Origin of the sequence: Serratia sp. UGAL515B_01 (genome assembly GCF_033095805.1) — a bacterium.
Lineage (GTDB): Bacteria > Pseudomonadota > Gammaproteobacteria > Enterobacterales > Enterobacteriaceae > Chania.
Map to the genome: position 1 here is coordinate 4,086,319 of NZ_CP109901.1, position 25,118 is coordinate 4,111,436.

Annotated in this window: 23 protein-coding genes and 4 pseudogenes; 19 read left to right on the forward strand and 8 right to left on the reverse strand. The window is 54.1% G+C overall.

What is annotated here, in order from left to right; genetic code table 11:
• Positions 1-35: 35 nt before the first annotated feature.
• The 5 genes from dapF to uvrD all read left to right on the forward strand — a co-directional run bounded on the left by dapF (position 36) and on the right by uvrD (position 5,426).
• Positions 36-860 (forward strand): diaminopimelate epimerase, encoded by an 825-nt coding sequence (dapF, locus tag OK023_RS18480; protein WP_317694097.1) that lies wholly within the window; start codon positions 36-38, stop codon positions 858-860.
• Positions 857-1,561 carry a DUF484 domain-containing protein gene (locus OK023_RS18485; RefSeq protein ID WP_317694098.1) on the forward strand — a complete coding sequence of 235 codons (705 nt, stop codon included), beginning with the start codon at positions 857-859 and terminating at the stop codon, positions 1,559-1,561. The genes dapF and OK023_RS18485 overlap by 4 nt, the downstream gene beginning before the upstream one ends.
• Positions 1,561-2,469: a tyrosine recombinase XerC gene (xerC, locus tag OK023_RS18490; RefSeq protein WP_317697825.1), complete on the forward strand. Its 909-nt coding sequence runs from the start codon at positions 1,561-1,563 to the stop codon at positions 2,467-2,469. The genes OK023_RS18485 and xerC overlap by 1 nt, the downstream gene beginning before the upstream one ends.
• Positions 2,469-3,185 (forward strand): 5-amino-6-(5-phospho-D-ribitylamino)uracil phosphatase YigB, encoded by a 717-nt coding sequence (yigB, locus tag OK023_RS18495; RefSeq protein WP_317694100.1) that lies wholly within the window; start codon positions 2,469-2,471, stop codon positions 3,183-3,185. Before xerC ends, yigB begins: the two co-directional genes overlap by 1 nt.
• A 78-nt stretch (positions 3,186-3,263) precedes the next feature.
• Entirely contained in the window at positions 3,264-5,426 is a 2,163-nt protein-coding gene (gene uvrD, locus OK023_RS18500) for a DNA helicase II (protein ID WP_317694101.1), read from the forward strand.
• Positions 5,427-5,572: 146 nt separating this feature from the next.
• Here the strand turns inward: uvrD and OK023_RS18505 are convergent, their stop codons facing one another.
• A complete protein-coding gene (locus OK023_RS18505) occupies positions 5,573-6,052 on the reverse strand; it encodes a WbuC family cupin fold metalloprotein (protein WP_317694102.1) in 480 nt (159 codons plus the stop codon).
• A 443-nt stretch (positions 6,053-6,495) separates the two neighbouring features.
• On the opposite strand from OK023_RS18505, the gene corA reads away from it, so the two are divergent.
• Positions 6,496-7,446, forward strand: a complete 951-nt coding sequence (gene corA / locus OK023_RS18510) for a magnesium/cobalt transporter CorA (RefSeq protein WP_317694104.1) — start codon at positions 6,496-6,498, stop codon at positions 7,444-7,446.
• 77 nt (positions 7,447-7,523) lie between these two features.
• On the opposite strand, the gene rarD is transcribed toward corA, so the two are convergent.
• Positions 7,524-8,411 (reverse strand): EamA family transporter RarD, encoded by an 888-nt coding sequence (gene rarD, locus OK023_RS18515; RefSeq protein WP_317694105.1) that lies wholly within the window; start codon positions 8,409-8,411, stop codon positions 7,524-7,526.
• 130 nt (positions 8,412-8,541) lie between these two features.
• A pseudogene (locus OK023_RS18520) lies at positions 8,542-8,876 on the reverse strand (transposase); the annotation flags it as partial.
• 469 nt (positions 8,877-9,345) lie between these two features.
• Here OK023_RS18520 and OK023_RS18525 point away from each other — a divergent pair.
• From OK023_RS18525 to OK023_RS18535, 4 genes are read left to right on the forward strand one after another with little or no spacing between them, the layout of a single operon-like run.
• A complete protein-coding gene (locus OK023_RS18525; RefSeq protein WP_411569369.1) occupies positions 9,346-16,047 on the forward strand; it encodes a hemagglutinin repeat-containing protein in 6,702 nt (2,233 codons plus the stop codon).
• A 14-nt stretch (positions 16,048-16,061) separates the two neighbouring features.
• Positions 16,062-16,559 (forward strand): VENN motif pre-toxin domain-containing protein, encoded by a 498-nt coding sequence (locus OK023_RS19250; RefSeq protein ID WP_411569370.1) that lies wholly within the window; start codon positions 16,062-16,064, stop codon positions 16,557-16,559.
• A complete protein-coding gene (locus OK023_RS18530; protein ID WP_317697827.1) occupies positions 16,541-17,308 on the forward strand; it encodes a hypothetical protein in 768 nt (255 codons plus the stop codon). Before OK023_RS19250 ends, OK023_RS18530 begins: the two co-directional genes overlap by 19 nt.
• The gene (locus tag OK023_RS18535) at positions 17,305-17,805 is read left to right on the forward strand and encodes an immunity 42 family protein (RefSeq protein ID WP_317694107.1); all 501 of its coding nucleotides are present in this window, start codon (positions 17,305-17,307) and stop codon (positions 17,803-17,805) included. Before OK023_RS18530 ends, OK023_RS18535 begins: the two co-directional genes overlap by 4 nt.
• A 50-nt stretch (positions 17,806-17,855) precedes the next feature.
• Here the strand turns inward: OK023_RS18535 and OK023_RS18540 are convergent, their stop codons facing one another.
• On the reverse strand, positions 17,856-18,011 hold the full coding sequence (locus OK023_RS18540) for a SymE family type I addiction module toxin (protein ID WP_317694108.1): 156 nt from the start codon (positions 18,009-18,011) through the stop codon (positions 17,856-17,858).
• 32 nt (positions 18,012-18,043) lie between these two features.
• Positions 18,044-19,209, reverse strand: a protein-coding gene (locus OK023_RS18545) for an IS3 family transposase (protein WP_317694110.1) whose coding sequence is annotated in 2 segments (ribosomal slippage) — positions 18,044-18,945 and positions 18,945-19,209 — 1,167 coding nt in all. Because the reading frame shifts where the segments join, the coding sequence is not laid out codon by codon here.
• Between the two features lie 46 nt (positions 19,210-19,255).
• Here OK023_RS18545 and OK023_RS18550 point away from each other — a divergent pair.
• The 6 genes from OK023_RS18550 to OK023_RS18575 all read left to right on the forward strand — a co-directional run bounded on the left by OK023_RS18550 (position 19,256) and on the right by OK023_RS18575 (position 22,053).
• On the forward strand, positions 19,256-19,534 hold the full coding sequence (locus OK023_RS18550; protein WP_317694111.1) for a hypothetical protein: 279 nt from the start codon (positions 19,256-19,258) through the stop codon (positions 19,532-19,534).
• Between the two features lie 154 nt (positions 19,535-19,688).
• Positions 19,689-19,862 (forward strand): hypothetical protein, encoded by a 174-nt coding sequence (locus tag OK023_RS18555; protein ID WP_317694113.1) that lies wholly within the window; start codon positions 19,689-19,691, stop codon positions 19,860-19,862.
• Positions 19,859-20,440: an HNH/endonuclease VII fold putative polymorphic toxin gene (locus OK023_RS18560; RefSeq protein ID WP_317694114.1), complete on the forward strand. Its 582-nt coding sequence runs from the start codon at positions 19,859-19,861 to the stop codon at positions 20,438-20,440. The genes OK023_RS18555 and OK023_RS18560 overlap by 4 nt, the downstream gene beginning before the upstream one ends.
• Positions 20,430-21,044: a hypothetical protein gene (locus OK023_RS18565; RefSeq protein WP_317694116.1), complete on the forward strand. Its 615-nt coding sequence runs from the start codon at positions 20,430-20,432 to the stop codon at positions 21,042-21,044. Before OK023_RS18560 ends, OK023_RS18565 begins: the two co-directional genes overlap by 11 nt.
• A 57-nt stretch (positions 21,045-21,101) precedes the next feature.
• Entirely contained in the window at positions 21,102-21,683 is a 582-nt protein-coding gene (locus OK023_RS18570; protein ID WP_317694117.1) for a hypothetical protein, read from the forward strand.
• A 7-nt stretch (positions 21,684-21,690) separates the two neighbouring features.
• Positions 21,691-22,053 (forward strand): hypothetical protein, encoded by a 363-nt coding sequence (locus OK023_RS18575; protein ID WP_317694118.1) that lies wholly within the window; start codon positions 21,691-21,693, stop codon positions 22,051-22,053.
• A gap of 34 nt (positions 22,054-22,087) precedes the next feature.
• Here the strand turns inward: OK023_RS18575 and OK023_RS18580 are convergent.
• Together OK023_RS18580 and OK023_RS18585 are read right to left on the reverse strand one after the other, a co-directional pair.
• Positions 22,088-22,345: pseudogene (locus tag OK023_RS18580) on the reverse strand (IS4 family transposase); the annotation flags it as partial.
• Positions 22,346-22,388: 43 nt separating this feature from the next.
• A pseudogene (locus OK023_RS18585) lies at positions 22,389-22,727 on the reverse strand (IS66 family transposase); the annotation flags it as partial.
• A gap of 84 nt (positions 22,728-22,811) precedes the next feature.
• Between OK023_RS18585 and tnpA the strand changes: the two are divergent.
• Both tnpA and OK023_RS18595 read left to right on the forward strand, forming a co-directional pair.
• The gene (gene tnpA / locus OK023_RS19255) at positions 22,812-23,045 is read left to right on the forward strand and encodes an IS66 family insertion sequence element accessory protein TnpA (protein ID WP_411569371.1); all 234 of its coding nucleotides are present in this window, start codon (positions 22,812-22,814) and stop codon (positions 23,043-23,045) included.
• Positions 23,046-23,144: pseudogene (locus tag OK023_RS18595) on the forward strand (hypothetical protein); the annotation flags it as partial.
• A gap of 408 nt (positions 23,145-23,552) precedes the next feature.
• Here the strand turns inward: OK023_RS18595 and OK023_RS18600 are convergent.
• Positions 23,553-24,023, reverse strand: coding sequence for a thioesterase family protein (locus OK023_RS18600; RefSeq protein WP_317694119.1), 471 nt, complete (start codon positions 24,021-24,023; stop codon positions 23,553-23,555).
• A 202-nt stretch (positions 24,024-24,225) separates the two neighbouring features.
• Here OK023_RS18600 and pldA point away from each other — a divergent pair, with 202 nt between their 5' ends.
• Entirely contained in the window at positions 24,226-25,104 is an 879-nt protein-coding gene (pldA, locus tag OK023_RS18605) for a phospholipase A (RefSeq protein ID WP_317694120.1), read from the forward strand.
• The last annotated feature ends 14 nt before the right edge of the window (positions 25,105-25,118 follow it).

Below are 25,118 nucleotides of genomic sequence, written 5' to 3' on the forward strand. Positions count from 1 at the left end.
CAGACGGATAGCGCGTCCAGATAGCGGAGTATGATATGCAGTTCTCTAAAATGCACGGTCTGGGTAATGACTTTATGGTGGTCGATGCCGTAACACAGAATGTCTATTTTTCACCTGAGCTGATCCGTCGTTTGGCCGATCGTCACTTGGGCGTTGGTTTTGACCAGATGTTGGTGGTAGAGCCCCCTTATGACCCCGAGCTCGATTTCCATTACCGCATTTTTAATGCTGACGGCAGCGAAGTGGCACAATGTGGTAATGGTGCCCGCTGTTTTGCCAACTTTGTACGGCTGAAAGGGCTGACTAACAAACGTGATATCAAGGTCAGCACCCAAACTGGCCGTATGGTGTTAAGCGTTACCGATGATGATCTGGTTTGCGTCAATATGGGTGAACCCAATTTCGAACCACAGATTGTGCCGTTCCGTGCCACCAAAGCGGAAAAAACCTATATTTTGCGTGCTGCGGAACATACCGTGTTGTGTGGTGTAGTTTCCATGGGCAATCCGCACTGTGTTTTACAGGTTGATGATGTGAAAACTGCCAAAGTAGAACTGTTGGGGCCTGTACTCGAAGGGCATGAACGTTTCCCTGAACGTGCCAACATCGGCTTTATGCAAGTGGTGAGCCGTGAGCATATAAAACTACGTGTTTATGAGCGTGGAGCTGGAGAGACGCGGGCTTGTGGTAGCGGTGCCTGCGCTGCCGTGGCGGTAGGGATCCAGCAAGAGTTGCTGGCAGAAAAAGTTCATGTCGAGCTGCCTGGTGGCAGTCTACATATACGCTGGAAAGGGCCAGGGGAGCCGTTGTTTATGACTGGCTCAGCAACCCATGTTTATGACGGATTTATTCATCTATGAAGCGTTTTGAAGAGCAAATAACCGCAGATATTGAGCTTGATGACCCTACAATAGTGGATTATCTGCAGCAGAATCCGGATTTTTTTATTCGTAATGCGCGCTTGGTTGAACAGATGCGTGTTCCCCATCCGGTTCGCGGATCGGTATCGCTGGTTGAATGGCATTTGGCACGTCAGCGTAGCCATATTAGCCGGCTTGAAGAAGAGATCACTCTTCTGATGGAACAGGCCAGCGCGAATGAAAAGCTGTTTTCCAGCCTGTTGCATTTGCAGACCGATCTTGCCACTGCCAGCAGCTTGCAGGATATGCTGAGTCGTTTACAACAGTGGGCACGCGGATTAGGCCTGGCTGGAGCTAATATCCGCCTGTTTACCGATCGTTGGAATATCGGTGCGCCGTCAGATTTTACCCATCTTGGCCTGACCCGATCGTCATTTGAGTCGTTGCGCATTCAACGTCTGGGCAGTCGGCACCATTATCTCGGTGGTCTTAACGGCTCGGAGTTGCTGTTGTTGTTACCCGAGGCCAAGCAGGTGGGGTCCGTAGCACTGTCATTGCTTGGAGAGCAGGGCGATCTTGGCCTGGTGATTTTTAGCAGCCGTGACGCGCAACGCTACCAACAGGGAATGGGCACGGCAATGCTCGATCAACTCACGCGCTCACTGCCTGAATTGCTTGAGCGTTGGATAGAACGTGTATGATGACTTCCGCGGCCAACCTGCAGCAGCCGGTGGACGCATTCTTGCGCTATTTGAAGGTTGAACGTCAACTCAGCCCGCTGACTCAAATCAGTTATTCGCGTCAATTGCAGGCGTTGATCGCCATGGCGACCGATTTGGGCATTCGCGAATGGTCGATACTCGATGCGGCCAGAGTGCGGCAGCTGGCGGCTCGCAGCAAACGTGCCGGTCTGAACGCCTCCAGTTTGGCACAGCGTCTTTCAGCGCTACGCAGTTTTCTTAATTGGCTGGTCAGCCAGGGTGTGCTGAGCGCAAACCCTGCCAAAGGTATTCGTACGCCACGTAGTGGCCGCCATTTACCCAAGAATATCGACGTTGATGAAATGAACCAATTGCTGGATATCGACCTCAACGATCCTTTAGCCGTACGCGATCGCGCTATGTTGGAGGTGATGTACGGTTCTGGGCTGCGTCTTTCTGAACTGGTTGGTTTGAATTGTCGCCATGTCGATCTGGCAGCCGGTGAAATTTGGGTAATGGGTAAAGGCAGTAAGGAACGTAAACTACCGGTAGGGCGCACGGCGGTAACCTGGTTAGGGCATTGGTTAGCATTGCGAGAGTTGTTTGCACCAACAGATGATGCGATGTTTCTTTCCAATCAGGGTAAGCGGATTTCGGCCCGCAATGTGCAAAAACGTTTTGCCGAATGGGGGGTCAAACAGGGCGTCAACAGCCATATTCACCCACACAAGTTACGCCATTCCTTTGCCACACATATGTTGGAATCAAGTGGCGATCTGCGGGCGGTGCAGGAATTATTGGGCCATGCCAACCTGACAACGACGCAAATTTATACCCACCTCGACTTTCAACATCTGGCGAACGTGTATGATGCTGCGCATCCGCGTGCCAAACGAGGGAAATCCTGATGCATTTTTATCGTCCGTTGCGCCCTTTGGCTGCGATGACTTTCGATCTGGACGACACGTTGTATGACAATCGTCCAGTGATCAAACAGACTGAACAGCAGTCTGTAGCTTTTTTGCAGAACTATCATCCAGGGTTGAGCCACTTTCAATCAACGGATTTTCACCGTTTGCGCCAGGAACTGCGTGAACAGGAGCCCGAGATTTATCACGATGTTACACAATGGCGCTGGCGAGCGATTCATCTGGCGTTAAGCCGCCAGGGATTACGTGATGCAGAGGCTTCTGCAGGTGCTGATGCGGCAATGCAAAACTTCGCCTTATGGCGCAGCCGTATTAATATCCCCCAGTCCACCCATCAGACATTGCAAGCGCTAAGGCAACGTTACCCGCTGGTCGCGATCACTAATGGTAATGTTGATCCGGCCCAGTGCGGCCTGGGAGAATACTTTCAGTTTGTGCTGCGATCAGGGCCAGATGGCCGTGCCAAGCCGTATCGTGATATGTATCAGTTGGCCGCGGAGCGGCTGGGTGTTGCGCCCGAAAATATCTTGCATGTGGGAGATGACCTGACCACCGACGTTGCCGGCGCATTGCGTTCAGGTCTGCAAGCCTGCTGGATCAATGATCGCCAACGTAGTCTGATGCAGGCAGACGATAGCCGTTTGCTGCCACATATTGAGATTTCGCAGTTGGCATCGCTAACAGCATTGTTATAATCCCACCAGAAATCTGTATAAATTCACAGTGGAGAGCGCGTTTAAGACGGGTTTTCCCTTTACCAATTAATGGTGCTTATGGACGTTTCCGATCTGCTCGACAGCATGAATGATAAACAACGTGAAGCCGTGGCCGCGCCACGCAGCAACCTGTTGGTGCTGGCTGGTGCAGGCAGTGGAAAGACCCGGGTGCTGGTGCATCGTATTGCCTGGCTATTGGCGGTAGAAAACTGCTCGCCCTATTCAATCATGGCAGTCACTTTCACCAACAAAGCGGCAGCGGAAATGCGCCATCGTATTGAGCACCTGATTGGCACCAGCCAGGGCGGAATGTGGATCGGCACCTTTCACGGGTTGGCGCACCGCCTGCTTCGTGCTCACCATATGGATGCCAACCTGCCGCAGGATTTCCAGATCCTCGACAGTGAAGATCAACTGCGTTTGCTCAAGCGTATCGTCCGAGCACTGAACATTGATGAAAAGCAATGGCCACCCCGCCAAGCGATGTGGTACATCAACGGCAAGAAAGATGATGGCCTGCGGCCACAGCACATTGAAAGCTATGGCAACCCGGTAGAAGCCACCTGGTTGCGGATTTATCAGGCCTATCAGGAAGCCTGCGACCGGGCGGGATTGGTCGATTTTGCTGAGTTATTGCTGCGCGCCCATGAGCTTTGGCTGAACAAGCCACATATTCTCAATCATTATCGCGAGCGCTTCACCAATATTCTGGTCGACGAATTTCAGGATACCAACCGTATTCAGTATGCCTGGATCCGTCTATTGGCAGGCGATAAAGCGAATGTGATGATTGTGGGCGATGACGATCAATCAATCTACGGCTGGCGTGGTGCGCAAGTGGAAAATATTCAGCGTTTCCTGAAAGATTTCCCGGCAGCGGAAACCGTGCGCCTGGAGCAAAATTACCGTTCCACCAGTAATATCCTGAAGGCGGCTAACACGCTGATTGCCAATAATGATGGGCGTTTGGGGAAAAATCTGTGGACCGAAGGCGCTGAGGGTGAGCCGATCTCGATTTATTGTGCTTTCAATGAACTGGATGAAGCGCGCTTTGTGGTCAACCGCATTAAAGCTTGGCAGGACAACGGTGGAGCATTGAACGATTGTGCCATTTTGTATCGCAGTAACGCGCAATCACGTGTTTTGGAAGAAGCTCTTTTACAGACTGCCATGCCTTACCGTATTTATGGCGGCATGCGTTTTTTCGAGCGGCAAGAAATCAAGGATGCACTGGCCTATTTACGCTTGATAGCTAACCGTAATGATGATGCAGCCTTTGAACGCGTGGTGAATACGCCAACACGCGGCATTGGCGACCGTACGCTGGACGTGGTTAGGCAAACAGCGCGTGATCGCCAACTCACGTTGTGGCAAGCCACACGAGCGTTGCTGCAGGATAAAGTGCTGGCTGGGCGCTCAGCATCCGCACTTCAGCGCTTTATTGAACTGGTGGACTCACTGGCACAGGAAACGGCAGAAATGCCGCTGCATGTGCAAACCGATCGCGTGATCCGGGATTCCGGCCTGTTTATCATGTATGAACAGGAGAAAGGCGAGAAGGGCCAGGCACGTATTGAAAACCTTGAAGAGTTAGTGACGGCCACGCGTCAATACAGTTACCAAGATGAGGATCAGGATCTGATGCCGCTGCAGGCTTTCCTGTCCCATGCGGCGTTAGAGGCGGGAGAAGGGCAAGCCGATGCTTATCAGGATGCAGTGCAACTGATGACCTTGCACTCAGCCAAAGGCTTGGAATTTCGTCAGGTGTTCATTGTTGGCATGGAAGAGGGCATGTTCCCAAGCCAAATGTCATTAGATGAAGGTGGGCGGCTGGAAGAAGAACGCCGTCTTGCCTACGTGGGCCTTACCCGCGCAATGCAGAAACTGACGCTGACTTATGCGGAAACCCGTCGCCTGTACGGTAAAGAGGTTTATCACCGACCATCCCGTTTCATCGGTGAAATCCCGGAAGAGTGTGTGGAGGAGGTGCGCCTGCGAGCCAGCGTTTCCCGCTCGGTAAACCATCGCCGGATGGGGACCCCCATCAGCGAGAACGATACGGGCTATAAACTGGGCCAGCGTGTGCGCCATGCGAAGTTTGGTGAGGGGACTATCGTTAACCTGGAAGGCAGTGGTGAACATAGCCGATTGCAGATTGCATTCCAAGGGGAAGGTATCAAGTGGTTGGTAGCCGCTTACGCCAAGCTGGAAACTGTCTAAAGGTGCCGCATGCTGCGCCCTGGGACGAGGTTTTGTGAACGTTACCCGAATCATTGACGTTGCAGCTAGGCGGCAACTGGGCACCCCTTAGCCACTGACCGAATTCAGTGACTAGGGGGTGTGTATGCAGCCAACAACGTTGCAACTTAAGTAAGAAGGGTAAAGCGGTCACCGACTTTGGCGGTGGCATACCAACGCATAACGGTTTCGATACCTTGGCCGCCTTCCTGTGGTGCCCAGTGCATACAATCTTCCTCAGCGAGTGCCCGGTAAGGGCCGACTTTCACTTCAAATATTACGCCCCCCGGATCGACAGACAACACGGCATGCCAAGTAAGCGCGGGCATCTCTAGCACCTTTGTTTCTTCACCCAGCACAGTACGCTGTGTGACGACACCGTCGTCGTTGAACTGGAGCACCACAAAGCGGCCACTCAATGGCGTGAGTAACTCCCAGGTCTGCGGGTGGCGATGTGGACGAATATAGGTACCTGGTTCCATGGCAATCGCCAGGCGTTGCACTGGGTCGCTTAATTCTTCATGTAAAGTACGATGTGCACGCAGACGTGGTAAAGTGGCTGCCTGCTCGCTCATTGTTGCCAAGTCATGGGCAGTAATTTGTTTCATGTCGTCATTCCGCAATGTTTTTGTGGCCTAATCTTAGCAATTTTCTAAGGTGTGGTCAGAGTTCGCGGCATGTTTTTATTCGCGGTATTCCCTTAAGTGAGTACGCTGTTGAAACAGCGATGAATTGTTGCGCGATAATGCTGCCTTACGTGTTGACAGGCTTTTTCGTCTCGGCGTAACATGCGCGAACTGTTATCAATGAGGACATATGCCTTGGACGCACCCAGTCGATACTGGCTCTCTGACCTGAACTACAGGTACAACTTCTAAGGCTATCCCATTGCGCTGGTACCCTTTGTGGTTGTCGGCGAACTTCTTTAGTTGTGTCGCTCTGAGCCAGTTCTCTTTAGGGTCTGGAACGAGCAGGTATTTACAATCCCCCTCGATTTCTGTGCTTCAACGCGTTGTTTAATAACCCCGTCATCATAAGGGAGTTTTGGCACATGCTAAGCGCTTTTAAATTAGAAAACAGTCGCTTATCCCGTTTGGAGTTGGATGACCCCGATGATTTGACCTCATCACTATGGGTTGATCTGGTTGAGCCGGAAGAAGGCGAACGCGAGCGCGTGCAAAATGAGCTGGGCCAGAGCCTAGCGACCAGCCCGGAACTGGATGATATCGAAGCCTCTGCACGTTTTTTCGAAGATGATGATGGCCTGCACATTCACTCCTTTTTCTACTTCGAAGATGCAGAAGATCATGCAGGTAACTCCACCGTAGCATTTACTATCCGTGATGGCCGTCTGTATACCTTACGCGAGCGCGAATTGCCTGCTTTCCGTCTTTACCGGATGCGTGCGCGTAATATGAAGATGGTTGATGGCAATGCCTACGAGCTGCTGCTGGATCTATTTGAAACCAAGATTGAACAGCTGGCTGATGAGATCGAGAACGTCTACAGCGATCTGGAAAAGCTGAGTCGTGTGATTATGGAAGGCCGGCAGGGCGACGAATATGATGAAGCCCTGTCAACGTTGGCAGAGCTGGAAGATATTGGCTGGAAAGTACGTCTCTGTTTGATGGATACTCAGCGGGCCTTGAATTTTTTGGTACGCAAGGCGCGTTTGCCAACCAGCCAGCTCGATCAGGCGCGGGAAATCTTACGCGATATCGAGTCCTTGTTGCCCCATAACGAATCACTGTTCCAGAAAGTGAACTTCCTGATGCAGGCGGCGATGGGTTTTATCAATATCGAACAGAACCGCATTATCAAGATCTTCTCGGTGGTTTCGGTGGTGTTCCTTCCACCCACGCTGGTCGCTTCGAGCTATGGGATGAACTTTGATTTTATGCCGGAGTTGCGCTGGTCATTCGGCTATCCAGGCGCTATTGGGTTAATGATATTGGCAGGATTGGCACCTTACCTCTACTTTAAGCGCAAAAATTGGCTGTAAACGTGCACGTACCTCGTATGCGAGTCCATTGGCCTGCGGTGGCGCGGTTTTTTTTATAACCACGCCACACTCGCCAGTCAACGATGTTTACGCTGGTTGTAGAGCCCATCAAGTGTGAACAGCACTAACGCGGCCCAAATAAAGCCAAAGGTCACCAGTTTATCTTGGCCAATGGTTTCATCGTAGAAGGTCACGGCTAGTAGAAACATCAGCGTTGGCCCCAGATACTGGAAGAATCCGAGAGTGGAAAGGCGCAGGCGGGTTGCTGCTGCGGTAAAAAAAAGCAGTGGCACAGTGGTGACCACGCCAGCCGCAATCAGTAACAGATTCAGCGACCAGGTATTGGTATTCAAGTGGCTAGTTGGGCTATCCGCGATCAGGAAGAGGTAAATCGCCGCGATGGGCAGCAACCAAAGGGTTTCGATCAGCATACCGGTTTGAGCATCAATGGCGATTTTCTTGCGCAGCAGGCCATAGAAAGCGAAGCTGAAAGCTAATCCCAATGCGATGATCGGTAGTGAACCAAATTGCCATAATTGTACCAACACTCCGGTAAATGCCAACATCACAGCTACCCACTGTATTCGGCGGAACCGCTCCCCCAGAAAGAGCATACCCAGTAAGACATTCACCAACGGATTGATGAAATACCCTAGGCTGGCTTCCAGCATATGGTGGTTATTCACCGCCCATATAAACAGCAGCCAGTTTCCCCCCACCAGTAATGCAGTAACGGCCAGTAAAAGTAACCGTTTACGATTTTTGCAGGCGGCACGTACTGTTGGCCAATTGCGGCCCAACGATACCAGTACCAACATAAAGAAAAACGACCAAATTATCCGATGTGTCAGGATCTCATCGGCAGGCACTTGTTGGATCAATTTAAAATAAGCTGGGGCAATACCCCAAATGAAATAAGCGGCCAAGGCGAAGAAAATGCCTTGCCGCGTTTGCTGGGCGTCCATGGCGAGTACCGATAGGGAAGTGGAGTACGACGATTTTACTGAAAATAATAGATGGTGTCGTGCATTTGTGGGCGACCGGGCTGTATCACTTACCTACCCTCCAGCGGCTCTGGTGCGCGCTTGCCTGAATGGCCGGAAGAGTGTCTACGCGAACACACAACCGTTGCTGAGCTTTCCACGCGATAGCTATGGTTCCTGAGTAGCAGTGGAAGTTTGGTAAGTTATCAACCAGTTTCCTACTTTAGCTGGTGAGCGATATGACCAGGCTGCTTCGTATAACAAACGCCTAAGCTCACTGTTACCAATTTTGGTTATGCCTCGGAAGCGGACTTCACTGCCACTGGAGTCTTCTCCAGGTATCAACCCCAGGCAAGCCATTACTTGTCTCGGGTTGGGGGAGCGGGCAAAAGCACCCAGTTCAGAAGCCAGCGAAATGACAATGGTTTTTCCTAGCACCTCTATGCTGTAATGTGCTCTGCCAAGCTGTTACCCGCCCTTCAAATACCACTTTACGGTGGTCTCACACGCATCCATCCGGGGTAATAACGTCCTGTTTATCCGAACCCAGGTCAGGATAGTGATTGCAAACGCGTCCTTTCATGATTAACATTTACGCAAATTTGAAAAAGCAAAAATAGTAAGCCTTTTACAACAAGGACCTGTTTGATAGCGTTGCCCCGATGTACCCCTGGCTGGATTATGGCTATTTCTCCGTGTTTGACGGTTTCGCCCCGCTTACGCTCTGCCCATAACGGCGAAAACGTACTCTACGACAGCAACATCCGCGTACTTTGGCACCACACTGACTGCCGCTCACGCGCGCGTTTCTGGTTTCTGAGAGAGTTAGCTCCCCCGCGTTAAGTTGGGATATCATAAAAAACGTCCTGCTTAATTTTAGCTTTTTGTCTTTACACTTTTTGCAGGGAACATCGTCATGAACAAAAATCTCTACCGCCTCATTTTCAACCCCGCTCGGGGCATGATGATGGTGGTACCCGATATCGCCGGGGCAGGTCGTGCTGGTGCCGCCTCGCCCGCCTCCGGCTTCGGGCAGACCCTTAGCCAGTGGAGAGGCAAGGTTCATGGCGTGTGCTTTGCGCTGCTGTTGGCCCTCGGGGCCGTTCAGCCGGTGCAGGCGCAGATTGTCGCTGACGGCAGCGCACCCGGTAACCAGCAGCCGACCGTCATCAGCAGTGCCAACGGCACGCCGCAGGTCAATATCCAGACCCCCAGCGCCGCCGGGGTGTCGCGCAACGTCTACAGCCAGTTCGATGTCGATAATAAAGGCGTGGTGCTCAACAACAGCCACCTCAACACCCAGACCCAGATTGCCGGCATGGTCACCGCCAACCCCTGGCTGGCGCGCGGCGAAGCCACGGTCATTTTGAATGAAGTCAACGCCCGTGACCCCAGCCAGCTGAACGGCTTTATCGAAGTCGCCGGGCAAAAGGCCCAGGTGGTGATTGCCAACCCGGCCGGCATCACCTGCAGCGGCTGCGGCTTTATCAACGCCCACCGCGCCACCCTGACCACCGGCCAGCCCCAGCTGTTCAATGGCCAACTGACCGGCTATGACGTCGCGCGCGGCGAGATTGTGGTGCAGGGCGGCGGGCTGGACAGCAGCCGTCAGGACCATACCGACCTGATTGCCCGCGCCGTCAAGGTGAACGCCCGCCTGTGGGCCAACGACCTCAACGTCACTACCGGGCGCAACCAGGTGGATGCGGCCCACCAGACGGTGAGTGCCAAAACCGCCGACGGCAGCCCACGGCCCACCGTGGCGGTGGATGTCGCCCAGTTGGGCGGCATGTACGCCGGTAAAATCCGCCTGATAGGCACCGAAAGCGGCGTGGGCGTCCACAATGCCGGGGAGATAGGCGCCACCGCCGGGGATATCGTCATCACCGCCGACGGCATGCTGGTCAACAGTGGCCAGGTCAACAGTGCCCAGCACCTGACCGTCAATACCCCGGCCGGGATAGACAACCGCGGTGCCCTGTACGCCGGGGCCAGCAACCGGCTCACCACCGCCGGGACCCTCACCAACCAGGGCACCATTGCCGCCGCCGGGGACACGACGTTGCGCGCGGCCGAGGTGGACAGCAGCCGCACCGCGGTGTTGGGGGCCGGGGTGCAGTCCGGCAACGGCAACCTGACCCCGGCGACCCTGCGCGTCGACGCCAGCGGCACCCTGCGTGCACAAGGTAAAAACCTCAGCGGCAGCGCGTTGCAGTTCACCGCACAACGCCTCGACCTCAACGGCAGCCAGACCCAGGGGGACGCCCTGACCCTCAACGCGTTGGGCGGCGATATCGACCTGAGCAACAGCCAGCTGCAGGGCACCACCCTGGCCTTTACCGCCCAGGCGGGGGGTATCCACCTCGACAACGGCCAGACCCGGGGCGGCGACGTCACGCTCAACGCGCACGGGGGCGATATCACCCTCACCGGCAGCCGGGCGCAAGTGAGAGACCTCACGCTTAACGTTGATGGCGGGACTATCACCGCCCGCCACAGCCAGACCCAGGGGCGAGACCTGGTGTTCAACGCCCGCGACGGCGCCCTGGATTTCACCGGCAGCCAGACCCAGGGCAGCCACATCACGTTCACTGCCCCGGGGGAGATTACCCTGACGGGGGCCACGCTCTCTGCCAGCACGCTGGCGGCGTCGACCGCCTCGCTGTTACGCAGTGACAACGCCCGGGTGATGGCCGAGCAGGTCGGGCTCCATGCTCAGGCGCTCTCCAACGTGGGTGGCCTGATAGCCCAGACCGGCACCCCCGATTTTACCCTGGACCTGACCGGCGACTTCGATAACCGGGCGGGCACCCTGCTTTCCCAGGGCAACCTGACCCTCAACGCCCAACGCCTGCTGAGCGACAGCCAGAGCCTGCTGGCCGCCGGGGTACAAAACAACGGCCGCCTGGCCGACCGCGGTGACCTGCGCGTGGCGACCCGTCAGGACCTGCAGGCGGTCGGGCAGACCCTGGCCAGCGGCACCCTGGCGCTCAGCGGCAGCCAGCTGGAGATGAACGACAGCCAGCTCCAGGCGCGTGAGATGCACCTCACCGCGCGTGAGGGCGACATCAATACGCAACGCGCCACCCTGACGGCGCTGGACACCCTGAGCCTGACGGCGAACGGCAACGCGGGGCAAACCCTCGATAACCAGGGCGGCACGCTGAGTGCCCGCACGGTGTCGCTTGCGCTGGGGCAGTTGAATAATGACGCGGGCCGCATCACCGCCAGTGAAGACCTGACCCTGGGGCTGCAAGGGGACTTCACCCATCAGGCGGGGGCATGGCTGCAGGTCGGGCGAGACCTCACCCTGACCACCCCCGGTGCGGTGACCAACGCCGGGCAGATTATCGCCGGCGGTACGCTGAACACGCACACCGGCAACCTGGAGAACAGCGGTTCGCTTGTCGCCACCCAGGCCAGCCTGACCAGCGCGGGCGCGTTGACCAACCGCGGGGAGGTGCAGGTCAATGGCCGGCTGGAGACCGATGTCACCACCCTGTTCAATACCGGCACCCTCATCAGCGGCGACGGGACGCTGCGGGCCCGCGAGCGCATCACCAACAGCGGGCCACAGGCCCTGATAGGGGCCACCGATGAGAACGGCACCCTGGCGCTGCTGGCCCCGGTGATTGAAAACAGCGACACGGTGACCGACACCGACACCGCCCCGAGCACCACGCTCTTGGGCATGGGCAACTTGGTGCTGGCCGGGGGCCAGGATGAGGACGGACAGTATCGAGCCGCCGCCCAGGTGTTGAACATTTCTGGCCTGATTGAGTCCGGTAAGGACCTGCGGGTTGAGGCCACCACTCTGACCAACCGCCGCCACATCCTGACCGCCGACAGCGATTTTGTGGTGGCCGATACCCAGCACGGCTCGGCGTTCTGGACGCCGGACACCCCCGATATCCCGGGGGGGCGCTACGCGGAGCCGCCGCACGGCGGGTCGATGAACAGCGACTATATCGGCACGGATTACACCTCGACGCTCGCCTATAACCACATCGACCGCATCAGCCCGGAGGCCCAACTGCTGGCCGGGGGTGACCTGACGGCACGGGTGGGCACCCTGGAGAACTACTGGAGCAAGGTGAGCGCCCAGGGGGCGATTGACCTCACCGGGGTGACCCTGCTGCAGGATGGCTGGGGCAGTGCCCAACGGCTGATGGAGCGTACCACCTCCACCGGCCAATGGAACTACCGCACCTACAAGGGTGAGTTGTGGAGTACCGCCTGGGGCCCGGAGGTGAAGGAGCAGGCCACCTCGGCGTACGCCTCCAGCCTGACCGCCCACACGATAAGCGGCAGCGGGGTCACCCTCAACAACGGGGCAACCCCGGGCACGGTGGCGCCACCGTCGGTGCGTGACAACACCGGCAAGGCCTTCAGCGTGGAGTTCAACGGCCTTTCCCTGACCCCGCCGAGCGGCGGTCTGTACCGGTTTAGCGTGGACCCCAGCGTCAACAGCCACTACCTGATAGAGACCAACCCGGCGTTTGCCAACCTGAACCAGTGGCGCGGGTCGGACACGGTGCTGGCCCAGTTGAGCACCGACCCGAACCGTATCCTCAAGCGCCTGGGGGACAACGCCTATGAACAGCGTCTGGTACGCGACCAGGTTCTGGCGCTGACCGGGCGCGCGGTGATGGCGGATTACCGCGACGCGCAGGCGCAGTTCGAACAGCTGTTTGCCGACGGCCTGCAATACAGCCAGGCCTTCAATATTGCCCTGGGCACCGGCCTCAGCGCCGAACAGATGGCGACCCTGACCCACAACATCGTGCTGATGGAGACCCGCGAGGTGGCCGGGCAAACCGTGCTGGTGCCGGTGGTCTATCTGGCGGGCGTCAAACCGGGGGACCTGCGGGCTAACGGGGCGGTCATCGCGGCAGAGGATATCCGGTTGACCAACATGCAGGGGTTCACCAATGCGGGGGCGGTGACCGCCACCCGGAACCTGAGCCTGGACATGGCCAAAGACGTGACGCTGGACAACCGGGGCGGGTTGCTGCAGGCGGGCAACACCCTGCAGCTTGGCACGTTGAACAGCGACATCGACCTCAGCGGGGCACGGCTCAATGCCGGCAGCCTGCGGCTCGACAGCGGGCGTGACGTGCTGCTGCGCACCGAGACGACGCTCTACGGCAGCGACAACGGGGCGGTACAGCGCACCGACTCGCAGCTCGGGCCGCTGGCCAGTATCACCGTCAGCGACGGTGCGACTATCAACGCCCAGCGCGACTTCATTCAGCAAGGGGCCAGCCTGACGGTCGGCCAGGACCTGCAGGTCACCACCGGCGGTGACTGGGTGCTGAACACCACCCAGACCCGCGACCGGATAGACACGCAGTACGGCGGCGGCAGCGCCACCAGTGAACACCGGCGCCATCTGGGCAGCACCGTGACGGTCGGGGGGGCACTGAACGCCGACGTCACCCACCTGACGGCCACCGGGGCCAACCTCAAGGCCGACACGGTGAACGTGCAGGCACAGGGCATCACCCTGCAGGCCGCCACCGACAGCCTGCAGGTCACCGGCGAGTCATCCAGCCAACGCCATACCAGCGCGGTGAACCTGTATGATGAAACGCTGCAGGGCAGCCAGCTGAGCGCCAAGGGCGACGTGCGGCTGAACGCCGCGCAGGACATTGCCCTGAGCGCCAGTGCGATACGAACCGACGGGGCCTTGAACCTGGCGGCCGGTGGCAATGTCACCCTGTCGACACAGAATGAGCAGCATGACGCCTACCGTCAGCACACCGGCACCAGCAAAGGTGTGCTCTCCAGCACCACCACCCACACCGAGGACAGCCTGAGCCAGACGTGGGCGGTGGGGTCCCTGCTGTCGGCGGGGGCCATCGACGTCAGCGGCAAAAACATTGCCGTCAGCGGCAGCCAGGTGGTGGCGGATAACGACCTGGCCCTGCGGGCCAAAGAGAGCCTGACGGTCACCACTGCGCAGCAACGGGAGAGCGAGTCTCACCGTTATGAACAGAGCAAGTCGGGGGTGATGAGCACCGGCGGTCTGGGCGTGATGGTGGGCAGCAGCAAGACCACGATGACGGACACCGGCAGCACGCTGAGCAGCGTGGGCAGCACCGTCGGCAGCCTGATGGGCAATGTCACCCTGAGCGCCGGGGAGGACCTGACGGTGAAAGGGTCTGACGTGATGGCCGGCAAAGACCTCAGCCTGAGCGGCAGCAGCGTGTCGGTACTGGCGGCCGAGCACCAGAGCGCCCAGCGCCACACGGTTGAACAGCAGCAGAGCGGGCTGACGGTGGCACTGTCGGGAGCGGCCGGCGGTGCGGTGAACACCGCGGTGACCACCGCCCGGCAGGCGAATAAAGAGACCGACAGCCGCCTGGCGGCGTTGCAGCACACCCAGGCGGTGCTGTCCGGGGTGCAGGCGGGTCAGGCGGTGGGGGTCGAGCTGGCCAAAGGCGGCGATGCCCGCGCCACCGTGGGGCTCAGCGCCTCGCTGGGCAGCCAGACGTCCGCCTCCGACAGCCAGTCACAATCGACCACGGCGGCCGGCTCAACGTTGACGGCGGGCAATAACCTCTCCATCACCGCCACCGGCAAGGGCACGGGCAGTCAGAAGGGGGATATCACCGTCCTGGGCAGCCAGCTGAAGGCCGGGGGCGATACCACCCTGAGCGCCGAACGGGATGTGTTGCTCGGCGGCGTGGCCAACACCCAGCAGACCACCGGCAGTAACAGCGGCAGCGGTTTTGGGGTGGGGCTTGACGTGTCGACCGCCGGGGTGATGGCCTCGGCGAATGCCAACAAGAGCCAGGGTGCGGAGAACGGCAACGGCACCCAGTGGACAGAAACCACGATTGACAGCGGCAACACCGTACGCATCACCAGCGGACGCGACACCACCCTGACCGGCGCGCAGGTGAGTGGCGACACGATAAACCTGGACGTGGGGCGTGACCTGACGCTGCGCAGCCAGCAGGACAGCGACCGTTATGACGCGCACCAGAGCAGTATGTCCGGTGGGCTGTCGGTGCCGGTGGGGCCGGGTGCCGGTAGCGGGGTACAGTTCTCGACCAGCCGAGACAAGGTCAACAGCAACTATGACAGCGTGCAGGAGCAGACGGGCCTCTTTGCCGGCAAAGGCGGCTTTGACATCACCGTGGGCAATCACACCCAGCTGGACGGGGCGGTGATAGCCAGCCAAGCGGACACGAGCAAGAACCGCCTGGACACCGGCACGCTGGGCTTCAGCGATATCGACAACCAGGCGGACTTCAAGACCGAACATCAGGGGGGCAGCTTCAGCACCGGGGGCAGCCGGCTGGGCAACGTGCTGTCGAACAGCAACAACCTGGCGCTGTCGGGGGCCAACCACAGCGGGAGTGCAGAGGGCACCACCAAAGCGGCCATCGCCGAGGGCACCATCACCATCCGCGATAAAGACAACCAGCAGCAGGACATCGCCGACCTGAGCCGCGACACCGAGAATGCCAACGGCAGCATTGCGCCGATTTTTGATAAAGAGAAGGAGCAGAACCGGTTAAGGGAAGCGCAGCTGATTGGGGCGATTGGGGGTCAGGCGATGGATATCCTCCGTACCCAGGGGATATCTACGGGCTGGAAGCGGCGCTGAAGGCCAATCCGGGGTTGAAGGGTAATGCTGAAGAGCTACGTAAAACCGATGCCTATAAAGCAGAGATGCAGAAATACGGCACCGGCAGCGACGTGCAGAAAGCCGCCCAGGCGGTGACGGCGGCGATACAGGGCCTGGCCGGTGGGAATATGGCGCAGGCGCTGACCGGGGCGAGTGCCCCGTATCTGGCGGGGGTGATAAAGCAGGCGACCGGGGACAATCGGGCGGCTAACGCGATGGCGCATGCGGTGCTGGGTGCGGTCACGGCCTATGCCAGCGGTAACGGTGCGTTGGCCGGAGCGGCCGGAGCCGCGACTGCCGAGCTGTTGGCCCCGCATATCCTCGCCGGACTGGGCTGGGACAAGGAGAAGCTGACGGAAGAACAGAAACAGACCGTGAGCCTGTTGGCCACCTTGGCGGCGGGCATGGCCGGTGGTATTGTGGGCGACAGCACGGCGAATGCGCTGGCGGGGCGCAAACCGGCAAGAACGCGGTGGAGAATAACGCGCTGAGTGCGCCGCAGATAGATGATTTTGCGGCGAGAGCGAAAGGGTGTGAAGCTCGCGGTGACTGTGGTCAGATCGTGAAGGAAATGGAAGAGCTGAGTCTGAAGCAACGTAATGAGTTAATTGTTACCTGTGCTTCGGATGCAGCGGCCTGTAAAGAGAAATACGGTGATATCCCGGCTAACAGTATGCTGGTTCATGAAGCGATCGACAGAGCGCTGGGTGAAGATATTCCGTGGGCAATGAAGAACGATTTATCGGTCTTGCTGATGCAGCAGATGGATGAATCAGGGATCGTCAACAGCACTGAATTTGCTCAACGGCTTCAGACCTTGTATGGCCTAGATAGTCAGAAAGCCGAAATACTGGCTGGTGCAGCGATGGCTGCTGTTACAGGTGGCCTGGGTAAAGCAGATAATAGATTGCCAATCCCCGCAGCAACAGTTGCAAAAAATGGATTTAAAATTGAATCAAATCCTAAACATACACCAGGTGCGCCTGGTTCTAGACCTAGTGCAGGTGTAGAACCAAAGAATTCTTTAGTGCTCTTCGAGAATTCGATTGCTACAAAAGATCCCAAGATAAGACTATCAATTGATAGTGATGGAAATATTCATCGATTCTTTAACACTAGCAAAGATGGCTCTGGCACTTATCATTGGAGCGGCAGTACTGGTGATGGTAAAAATGCTTTGGGTAACAAAGAGCTTGGTAGTTTTAATAAAGAAATCAAAGAACTAAAGGCTAAGAAATGATATTTGGACAACCTTTTGAATTTGCTGTTTTTTATGAGCTTTTGGAAAAAACAGAAGATAATTACTGGAAGTACGGACTTTTTTGTTTTTTTATCGAGGATGAAATATATCCATCGAAAGGATCAAACTATACGTTACACATGGCTATGAATTATTTAAAAGATAGTCAGCAAGAAATAAATAGCTGCAAGAGTACCGGATTAGCTTTATCAGGAAGTGCTTCTGAGCTGATAACGCAGTTGGCTCATTCACATGGAATACTTCTTAATGGTGATCCTGATGATCTGGAACTACCTGCTTCTGAAGCATTAGGTGTGTTTTTAAGCCCTCTTGAGATATCAGACGCCGGCTTTTATCTATTTTATTATCCTAAAGATAACGATGAAGAGTGTTTGGTATATAGTTCAGATTATGGCCGCACAGCTAAAAAAACTATTTTAAAGAAAGGAACTGTCAACAGCGTGCTCGACAAACTTCCTAATCAGGAAGCTATATAGAAGTAAAATCCCGGCCTTGGTGCCGGGATTTTAATTTATAAGTCAGATAGTTATGCTTCTGTTGCCAGTCGGATGATCAACTGCCCCGGCTCAGTGAGCACTTCGATCCTCTGTCCGGTGGTGAATCCGAGCGGCTCTAGCCATCTTCCCCTAATCGTCAGTTGTGGTGGCGGGTTCGGTCTGCCACCGTTGGGGCGGTAGCCCACAGTGCTCTTACGGGCTGTAGTGGATCACAAAATCAGGACACCTTCGTAGCCTTTTTCCACTGCTCTTCGTATTCACAGGGCGGTAATCCACCATTGTGCCGATGGGGGCGTACCGTGTTGTAATAACTTTGTATCCATTCACCGATATCTCGTACCGCATGATGGATATCCATATAACCCCCGACAGGCAGCCATTCACTTTTCAGGCTTCGGAACACTCTTTCCATTGGTGAGTTATCCAGGCAGTTACCCCTGCGGCTCATACTCTGCATCACTCCGTTCCTCCACAGTAACTGCCTGTATTTCTTACTCCTGTACTGCCCTCCCTGATCCGAATGAAACAGCAGCCTCTTTTCCTTTGGTCGCGTCTCCAGTGCATTACGCAGGGCTCGACACACCAGCTCGGCATCCGGGGATGACGATATGGCACTGCCCACTATCCGACGGGAGTAAAGGTCAATCACCAGTGCCAGGTAGCACCAGCCACCATTGACTTTGATATAGCTGATATCTCCACTCCACACACGATTGGGCTCCGACGGCTTAAACTGCCTTTTCAGTAAGTCTGGCGATGCCAGTGACGTCTCCCGTTCACCACGGTAACGAGGCTTGCCGGGTTGGCGACTCGCCAGACCACATTCCTGCATCAGCCTGCGGGCCAGCCAGCGCCCCACGTTATAACCCGACTGACGCATCAGCAGACTCAGTGTTCTGCTGCCGGCTGCTCCCCGGCTCTGTTGATGCAATTTCCGCACCTGAGCACGCAGTTGCAGACGTTTTACATCAACCCGCGAATTCAGCGAGGCATAGTAAACACTGCGCGTTACTTTGAGCAGGCGGCACAATTCGACCACCGACCATTTTGTTTTCAGCCGTGTGATTAACGCAAAGATTTGATGGGGAGCTCGCTCATCAACACGGCTGCCTGCTTTAGTATTTCTTTTTCCATTTCTAGCCGTTTAATCTGCGCTCTGAGCGACTGGATTTCACGTTGCTCTGGTGTCAGTGCAGGATTGTCCGGCGTCACCCCGCTGACTTCTTCTTTGTGCTGGCGTATCCATTTACGCAATTGGCTGGGGTCCAACTCCAGAGCGCGTGCAACCGCGATGGTTGACCGCTGATACTTAACGACCTGCTCAATAGCTTCCAGTTTGAATTCAGGAGAAAAACGGCGTTTGGTCTGTTTAGGTTGAGTCATTATCAATTACCTCAATTGGCTGTCATTAAATTAACAGGCTATTGAGGTGTCCGGTATTACTGATCCACTACACTCCTTCCCGTCTCGCCAGCTTCCGCACCCGCCCTGGTTCTGTGTGGTCATGCAAAGTCAACACCCGGCTTGGGCAGGAGTGCCACAGAGCGCCGTTCCGGCCCTTGTGGGCCTCGCCAGCCCACGCCCGGCAGGCAGCGCGGCACGGCCCAGCCAAAAGCGGCTGTCCCGCCCCGCGCCGCCGCGTAGTGGTGCTTCGACTAATGGCAAAGCGATAAAGCGCTGCTATGATGTTGGGGCGGTTGCTCTTTAACAGTGCTGGGGAAAATGGCGTCACGGGCTAAAAAAGCGCGTCGGGGCAAAAAGTTGTCGGTGTGAAAATGCACTGGCGAAAAGTTGTTGTAACTGGCTGACTACACAGGGAAAAAGGGGTTGTTGCGGTTAACTTCACGACGGAAGACGTTGTTGTGGAGAATAACTTCCTGCTCTCCTTACTTGCGCCTCCTCCGCCAGTAGCCGGACAAACACCCCAGAGCGAAGCTAATGCAGCTATAGCGCAAAAGCTGGATGCCGCGGTGAAGGAGTTTGGTAAAGATGTTGTGACCCACTACAATGCCTCTCTGGTGGTGATTGTCCAATGACCGCACAGGTTGCGATTTTGGCTATCAAGGCCATGATGGGAGAAGGAGAGAATGGTCCTTCTAATACCGGTGGTGATCAGATAGCAGAGTCAGGGCCAACCAACACAGGAGGAAACCAGACCCCAGATCCGAGTGGAACACCGACTCATACCGGAAATAATCAATCGTCAGGCCAAGGGGCTACGAATACCGGGAATACGGAAGGTAAGCCTGATGTTGGTGGGAATACTACAGTAACGCCCATCCCTGATGGGCCGAATAAAGATGATTTGGCTTATTTTGATAAGCCAGCAAACTTGTCTCCTGAAGGTTCAGCAAGAGCTGGAGCCTTCAATGAAGCTAAAAGGCAATCTGGTATTCCTGTAAGTCAAAGCCCGAGTAACGTATATCCAAATGTCGATAAGCGAAAAAACCCTCAACCAGGATACATATATGAATTTGAGGTGCCAAAACCAGGCGGTGGAACCCAGAAAGTATATATTCGTGATGATGCCGGTGGTCATTTCTTTGCGGATGATTCAAGTCAAAATAGAGGTCCACATTTTAATGATGAAAAAGGTAATCATTATGACTATTAATTATGTCAAGCGATATGCTGAAAATATAAATATTAAAAATGATATTTGTGATTTTAGTGATTTGATTCCTGAAATGAATGGAATATCAGCTGTAAGTTGGGAGCTACCTAATTTTTCCCGAAGGGAGTTTGGCGCGCGACTGTTAAAGGAAATGTATTCTGCTGTTACTGATGGTAGTTTTGATTGTACCCATGTGATGATACAGTTAGTTCCGGAACAGCCTGATACTGCTATAGTTAATTATAAAAAAACATGGGGATTGATAGGAAGCTCAGGGATAAAAGTCGATGATTTTCAAGATAAAATATCCTTTATTGACAAGGGAAGACAAGGATTGATACTAACAGGAACTTGCCGTATTGTCAGCTCTCTTTGCAGTGACCTTCAGAAATTAATAAATTCTGAAGAAAAGTTATTTTTTTCTAATATACCACCAAACTTGAGTGATCCTGATACATCTCAGGCTGGGCGGCTAACAAAATGGATTGAGAATATATTGTATAACGATGGGGTTGTTTTTTTTCTCTTGGGTAGGTTTGATGAAAATGACTCAGAGGTTGTTGCTATAGGTAAAAGTGTTGCTTTGGAAAAATTATATAATTAACAGTTTGTTGTTGCGGAGAATAACTTACTTGCGTTGCCTGTGCCGGTTCCGCCGCCAGTGGCAGTACCGAATACATCAGTCAACGGTGCAGGCGGAAATGAAGCTTGGGATGCGGATGATGGCTCAGATCCGAGTAAGTCGCGTGAAGAGAATGCGCGTAAACCAAACATTGGGCAGGATCTGACGAATGAAGAGAAGAAAGAGGTGGGTGGTTCGGGGTCAGGAACGCCTGGCGGCTGGGAGCCTCAGGATGAGGAGAATGCTCGGAATCAGCTAACTAGTAATCGTGCGAACGAAATATCAGAGCTGTTTGAGTATGATAATCCGCGTGCAGGGATCCAAATTGGAGAGAGGACTCTTCTTGAAATGCCAAATAAAGGAAATGCGAAAGTATTTAGTGGTGCTTCGGAAGTTGAAGTGAAACAGTATTTTATGGAGCTGACTGGAAGCAAAAACTTACCTGAAGTACGAAATATTCCAGGAAAAGGTAATATCTATACAATAAAAACACCTCAAGGCACCTTTAACTTGAGGGATTTTTCAGCGTCATCTAGTGAAACGGGAAGTGCTTGGACAATAGATATTCCTAGAGGAATTGCTAAGCCTAATGCTCCCGTTGAAATTAAATTCTTAAAGTGAGGTTTATATGAAAAATGTACTGAACTTTGAGGAAATAGTTCAAGATTCTAGAGGGTTATGGCTTTCTGCGTTGTTCAGCTCAATTATTGGTTGGAACCCCGGTAATGATCTCTCAGACTATAAGGATATGTTTTTTAGTGTTCTCAAAAGATTATTGGATGATGATATTGTTCGTTTTTGTCGGCCTGACGATCCATTAGGTAAAATGCAGAACTATTGGGAGGCTGAAACTGAAACAATAATTAATTATCTATGTCAGCGTTGGCCTGAAGGTATCGCTGATGAGAATGATGAATCTCTGAACATGTATTTTTATGAAGTCCCGGCTATTTTATGGTTAAGTGAATCGGGGGATTACGTGGGGTCTTAGCTGAATAAATCCCGGCCTTAGTGCCTAATGCTGGTCACTTAAGGTGACCAGCAGTTTTTTTATCCGGATATTTTCTGCTTTTTACCTTCAGTTCTCGTGGGTAGCTTCGCTCCCTTCTGCCTGGTAATACCAGCCATTTTGCCTGTTCGTACAACGTTCTTAACTCACCCGGCATCTTACCCGGTGACGCCCAAGGCAGCGTTATCAACAACCGTGTGATTTCACTTATCGCACCGCTGAAGCTCAACTGATAAGGCAGATAATCGCCTTTCAGAGTAATGCTGCGGTGAACTCACATTGACGCAACTCACCGGTTCTGCATCACACAGAATCGGTCAGTCGGTGAAGGTATTTTCCGGGAAGGGAAGCAGTTCGTGCAGACGTTCTTCTGGCCACTCAGGCAAGCGCGTCAGTACCGACTTTAACCACACATACGGCTCCAGGCTGTTCAGCCGTGCGGTTTCCAGCAAGCTCATGATGTTTGCAGCGCGTTGACCTGCCGCCAATGACCCAGCGAACAGCCAGTTGGATCTCCCCATCACCACAGGACGGATCGCTCTTTCGCATCGGTTGTTGCCCATCGGCAACCCGCCGTCGTCCAGGAATCGGCAAAGTTCAGTTTTGTGATTCAGCGCATACCGGATGGCTTTATATAATGCCGAGTTCGGCGGGCAGGCTGTAATGCTGCGGTGAACTCACATTCCAATTGATTTTCGTCTAGGTAACATGCCGTTATGTTCATCATACGGAGAAATAAAATGCCTAACCGATACACCCCTGAGTTTAAAAAGCACCATGTTGAAGCCTGGCGGGCCAGCGGCCTGACTCGTCGCCAGTACTGTGAATCACAAGGCATCAACGAAGGGACCTTTAAGTACTGGCCCTCTCAGATAAACGCAAAAACCAAACATTGCGCCGCTGTCGCACTGCCAGAAGTCCTCCCGATCCAGATTGCCCGACCTTCTGCCCCTCACCTATCTTACATATTCTAGTCTGGCAAGTTGGCAGGTTGGGTCTGGGAGTTACTGTGTCGTAAAAGCAACTTTGTCGTAATTTGTGCTCTTGTAAACAAGCTGGTCAGAAGATCTTAGGCCCTGACGGTACGACAGAAAACTTACGAAGCATGACGAGAAATAAACCTTTTTAAACAAATGCTTATCTGTTTTTGCGAATGCTGATTATTGATGTTACAAACTGCCACCGATCTGTTGAGGAACCTGTAAAACGGACAGGCTCGCTGAAGCCTTATATTCTCTGGAGGTTCATCAGGCGCGGAACTCATCAAGGTGCAGGAATAAAATCCCATTCAGACGGCGGATAGATTCAAGCAAGCCAACTTATCGTCGTAATCGGTGTTGTAAAAACGTGAGTGACCATATATTCCGCTTTCCAAGTGGCTCTCTACTCACAAGAAGCAATGAAAAGTTTTGGCTGCCTGTTTTTAGGCAGCCAATCATAAAATTGTTTAGCTATAGGAAATTCAAACTGTAACGGCCTGTTCATCCAACCAGATAGGTTGCCGTAGCGCTGGCGATATGTAGACCATCCTGGTTGTGCAGTTCTGCACGCGCCACGGCAACTTTATTACCACTGCGTAGCACGTTGGCTGCGGCAATAAAATGTTCACCACGTCCAGGACGAAGATAGTCAACACGTAGATCGATAGTTCCCATGCGAGAAAGGCGTGCAGCCAACTCTTCTTCCACCAGAGGGTCCTGACGCATCAACACACTCCCCACACATGCTAGACCAGAGGCAACATCCAGCACCGAGGCGATCACGCCACCATGAAGGATATTCTGTGCTGCGTTACCGACCAATTTGCCTTGATTAGTGAAAGTCAATTCAGTGTAGTCGTCATCAAATCGGCGCAGTTCCAACCCTAATTCACGATTAAACGGCATGTGATAGACAAAAATTTCGCCTATTCTCTGACGGGCAGCTTCCAAGGTCATGAGTATGTGTGACATAGTTTTGTTCTTCATTTAGTTTTGTTAATGAGTTCACTGGTCAGTCCAGGTTAGCTGATTGTAGATTCTATGCTTGTTTTTTGTTGTTTTCCAGGCTGGGCCGATAAATGTATTCCTTAGTGCGGTAAATCTTTCTTTGTGTGTAAAATGGCCTGTTTTTTTATTTCAGGCCTTTTCCTAATCTTTCTGGAGTGAGCAAATTATGCGCGTTCTATCTGGGGTCATGATGGCGATGCTTTTTGCGCCAGTGATGGTGCATGCCGATGAGGCCAAGAAGCTATCAAAAGCGAAAGTTCCTGAGGTTCGTGGCAGCATTATCTCTCATATGCTGCAGCATTATGATACTCCGTTCACTTTTTATGCATATGAACCTAACTACCTGATCTATACCTATACTAGCGATCTGAATAAAGAAGCCATTGAATCCTATAACTGGGCAGAATATGCCAAAAAGGATGAAGTGAAATTCCAGCTTAGTCTGGCCTTCCCAATCTGGAATGGTATTGCCGGTGAGAATTCGTTGTTGGGGGCTTCCTATACCCAAAGTTCTTGGTGGCAACTCTCCAACAGTAAGGAATCCTCACCATTTCGTGAAACCAACTATGAACCGCAGATCTTCCTCGGTTGGGCAACCGATTACCAGTTTGCTGGTTGGACGCTGCGCGACGTTGAAGTGGGTATCAACCACCAATCCAATGGTCGTGAAGATCCGACCTCCCGTAGCTGGAACCGTGGTTATGCACGCCTGATGGCCCAGCGCGGAGATTGGTTGGTAGAACTCAAACCCTGGTTCCGCATCCCAGAGAATGCCAACAACGATGATAATCCTGATATCACCAAATACTTGGGCTATTACCGCCTGAGGGTCGGCTATGCGTTGGGGGAAAGCGTATTCAGCGTTGATAGCCACTACAACTGGAATACCGGTTATGGGAGTGCTGAACTTGGGTGGAGTTACCCAATCACCAGCCATGTTCGTTTCTATACTCAATTATTCAGCGGTTACGGTGAATCGATGATTGATTATAACTACAGGCAGACACGGATTGGCGTTGGTGTCATGCTTAACGATATTTTGTGATCGTGTTGTTTAAA